5 protein-coding genes, 1 tRNA gene and 1 pseudogene are annotated in these 3,537 nt (G+C 36.6%); 4 read left to right on the forward strand and 3 right to left on the reverse strand.

Annotated elements, in window-relative coordinates; genetic code table 11:
* Positions 1–63: transfer RNA gene (locus Q1V93_RS19320), tRNA-Arg, on the forward strand.
* A gap of 105 nt (positions 64–168) precedes the next feature.
* Here the strand turns inward: Q1V93_RS19320 and Q1V93_RS19325 are convergent.
* Positions 169–387, reverse strand: coding sequence for a hypothetical protein (locus Q1V93_RS19325; protein WP_300667127.1), 219 nt, complete (start codon positions 385–387; stop codon positions 169–171).
* A 411-nt stretch (positions 388–798) separates the two neighbouring features.
* On the opposite strand from Q1V93_RS19325, the gene Q1V93_RS19330 reads away from it, so the two are divergent.
* Together Q1V93_RS19330 and Q1V93_RS19335 are read left to right on the forward strand one after the other, a co-directional pair.
* Positions 799–1,539 carry a hypothetical protein gene (locus Q1V93_RS19330; protein WP_300667129.1) on the forward strand — a complete coding sequence of 247 codons (741 nt, stop codon included), beginning with the start codon at positions 799–801 and terminating at the stop codon, positions 1,537–1,539.
* Positions 1,540–1,561: 22 nt separating this feature from the next.
* On the forward strand, positions 1,562–2,332 hold the full coding sequence (locus Q1V93_RS19335; protein WP_300667131.1) for a hypothetical protein: 771 nt from the start codon (positions 1,562–1,564) through the stop codon (positions 2,330–2,332).
* A 12-nt stretch (positions 2,333–2,344) separates the two neighbouring features.
* On the opposite strand, the gene Q1V93_RS19340 is transcribed toward Q1V93_RS19335, so the two are convergent.
* On the reverse strand, positions 2,345–2,530 hold the full coding sequence (locus tag Q1V93_RS19340; RefSeq protein WP_300667133.1) for a hypothetical protein: 186 nt from the start codon (positions 2,528–2,530) through the stop codon (positions 2,345–2,347).
* Positions 2,531–3,015: 485 nt separating this feature from the next.
* Between Q1V93_RS19340 and Q1V93_RS19345 the strand changes: the two genes are divergently transcribed.
* Positions 3,016–3,477 (forward strand): hypothetical protein, encoded by a 462-nt coding sequence (locus tag Q1V93_RS19345; RefSeq protein WP_300667135.1) that lies wholly within the window; start codon positions 3,016–3,018, stop codon positions 3,475–3,477.
* On the opposite strand, the pseudogene Q1V93_RS19455 reads toward Q1V93_RS19345, so the two are convergent.
* Positions 3,458–3,537 (reverse strand): annotated as a pseudogene (locus tag Q1V93_RS19455) (thiamine pyrophosphate-dependent enzyme); the annotation flags it as partial. The gene Q1V93_RS19345 and the pseudogene Q1V93_RS19455 overlap by 20 nt on opposite strands.

Genomic DNA, 3,537 nt, shown 5'->3' on the forward strand with positions numbered 1-3,537 from the left:
GGCGCAACTGTATAGCGCATCAGATTTCGGCTCTGAGGGTTGGGGGTTAGAATCCCTCCGGGGTCACAAACAAGACTCATCAGTAATGGTGGGTCTTTTGTTTTTAGTGGAGTTGTGGCTTCAGAGTGAGTGTGAAGTGTGAGAGTGGGGACGGAATATGGGACAGAATCAACCAACTGCCAGAGTAGGTCTCAGATTTCTTAAGTGGTTCAAATCTCTAATTGTCGTTAAACACTCTCCATCAATACTCGTCCTGTAGAACTCTATTTCAAATCCGTTGTTGATGAGCATTTCGAAATAAGTAAATAAAGAGTCAAGTTCTTTGGTTCGTTTCAAATCTTCCAAAGTGTTGAATAAAAAACGCACTGTTTTTTGTGAAGTTTCCATGTGAATAGTTTTAAGTATCTTCAAATGTATCAATTATACAGAATATGCAAAATCGATTTGAAACCATTTACATTAATTCTCTCAGTAAAACAATGAATTTTATTCGGAGGTTCTACATCTATGCGTATAATGCTTATGGTTGGTATTGGATAATTAAAATTTTGTATACCCCGAAGCTTCGATGTGATTGGGAGAACTATGCAACATGGTTTTTTGCGATGACAGCACAGCTATTCTTTATAATGGATGTTCGTAAAGTCAATAAGGACATTGATATGCGAGAATATATGAAGGAGAATTTACCTAAGTCAAAGTGAATTCCGTTTCGTGATTTGGGACAGTTATTCGAAAATCCCAATATATTTTCGATACTGGATAACGCTTGCTAACTTTAGTGTTAAAAAAGTAAGAATGAAAGACACTATTTACATTAACCAATCCGACACTCTAATAAACTTGAATCAAGCAACTGACTTAAAGCCAATTGTAATACATAATAAGTATGAAAACAAATTGGTGGCAGATGAAAGTAATTTCTCAATAGCTAGTTTTTGGATATCACTTGCAGTAGCCGTTGTTTCTGTAGTGGCTCTTATTATATCCTATCGAACAATGATAGCTAGTAACAAGAACAATCGACAGCAGATTTTGGTAGGTAAAATTGAAGAGATATACGAGAATATAACAGCTTTGAATTATTACTATCGGACTTTTCAATTGATTTATAATCAACTTAATGAATACCATAACGCCAACAACACCTCTTCTGAACGCTCAAATTGGCTGAAAGAATACACGAATTCTGTTGAGCAATTTGTTAAGAGAAATAATGTTGAGGATTTGCATAAAATTACAGCAAGATTGCGGGTTCTTTCTAATACTTATTTAAGTGGAGAACTTCAATTGAAATGTTTGACTTACAATGATATGTTTGAAAAAATGATGGATGCCGTAATTTACGGGCAAAAAATCTTGCAAGGGGCATTTTATGCGGAAGGGTTTCCCGATACACTGGTTCTGCAACAATATCTTGAGTCAATCCAAAACGATCTGGTGAAAATTAATGAATTGGGTTCGGAATCATTATCTCAAGAAAAGATAGGTGAATACAGAAAGACAACTTTCAAAAAAGACCTTGGATTAATAAAGTGATAAATTCTTCAATTCCCTCAAAATGATTACACGAATTTACGTACTGGAAAGTATTCCCACAGACGAACCTCAAACAGGTCGAGAACTCTATAATGATACGATTTCTAGGTATTGTCAATTTTATGCACCTGATTTGTTGCATTCGCATACGACAATCAAATCTAAGATGGATTTAATTGGTTGGCTTAACACTATAGAAAATGAAGTTCTGTCAACTGATGAAATTGTCCTTCATATTGAAGCACACGGTGCAACTGACAAGACAAGTATGGTTTTATCCAATGGGGATTCGATAAGTTGGAAAGAATTGGAAACCTATTTGATTAGAATTAACCTTAAAACGAAGAACAAATTGCACTTGCATTTAGCTACTTGTTTTGGAATGCACGTTGCATTTGAAATTGGTAAAACTCTAAATAAAACTGCTCCCTATAAATCATTTACGGCATCTCTATATGCTCTCAAGCCTGTGGATATTATTGCGGATAATAATTTGTTGTACGAAGAAATTATCAGACAAAGGCAAATGTATAAAGCTTTTGAAACCTTTGATAAAAGAAGCCCTGAAACTACAATGAGAACCAAAGATGTTGAAACCGTGCTTGGACAGTATATAAGATATCGGGTTGAGAGTTTTTTGAGTATGGATCCATCCTTTGATGTAGTTATGTTTTTTAATGTTTGGTGCAACCTTAAAATGGACTACACAGAGTTTAACTCATTTGAAACAATCCAAGAAAAGTCCAATTACGTGTTTGAATCGTTAGCAACTAACTATTTTCCCAATTTATAACTTATTATACTGTCACAAATCATACGCTTCCATAGCTTCTGAATCCACAGGATAGAAATCCAATGGGTACTGCTTAGAATTTTCGATAGTGGTTACGATGAATACTCCCGTGTCTGAAACAATTTGTACGAGTGGGTCTTCTCGCATAATTGGAGTAATGAAATCTAAAACCTCTGCATAAACTAATTGTATTTCCATAACTTAAAATATTAATGTGAATTGGGGCTTGGGTCAAACTCACGCAGTCTGACAGAGAAACAAAACCCGCCAAAATTTGGGACGGGGGAAGTTTGCAGATTAGCCTATCAGTGCGGGTGACAAACCAAAATTTCAAAATGGGGTGGGGTAGTATGACTATACCAAACACTACAAAGAACCAATCTCTCATGTTTTTTCGGTTGAGGAATGTCATTGTAATGGTTCAGTAGTGATTTGTGCAGAGTGTGTCTCTTTGAGTGTCATTCTCACAACCGTAGTCGTAGTTCCTTAACAAATTCAGTACGGTGGAAGATTACAGGAACGGACGGAGGTTGGGAGAATTATAAAATCAGTGTGTGTAGGGTGGGTAAATTTCAGTACTTGTGTGTTTCTTTGTATCCAAAAAATTCACAATGCAATTTCATAAATCTCTCAAACCCCTAATCGACACTATTTCCAAGCTACAATTTTCTACCCGTCATAAGATGAAAGAATCTGTTGATGATAAACTTGCATTGGATGTTGTTACCCGAACTTCTTGCAACGGGATGTACACGGAAGAATTTAAACAACATTTGGAAGATGAATCCACTAGTATAATTGGGGAAGTCAAAGAACTGCTTTCCAAACTCGGAACCCACTACCAACGAGAAATATTAGACATTGTGATTAATGTAGATCGCATTCAACATTATTACTTTGACAATAACAAGTACAAAGGAATCGAAGAAACAATCTTAGGACTTGATCTGTTCAAGAATGAGTTGTATGAATTGGGTGTGATTGACTATGGTATTATTGAAAACCGTACCGAGCCCAAAGAGGAATTTTATCTCATTGTTCAGGACAAGTTGGAACGTTTGAAAACTGAATTGTCTCAACTTTTATTTGATACAAAGCAAGAAGTTAAGCCTAGAACACGTCCGCGTCCGGCTTGGCCAGCTTGATGCCCATCGCGTAGGGCAGGCCCACGCCCATCGTGCCCAGGCCGCCGGAGTTGATCCAGC

This window comes from Fluviicola sp. (genome assembly GCF_030151805.1).
Lineage (GTDB): Bacteria > Bacteroidota > Bacteroidia > Flavobacteriales_D > Crocinitomicaceae > Fluviicola.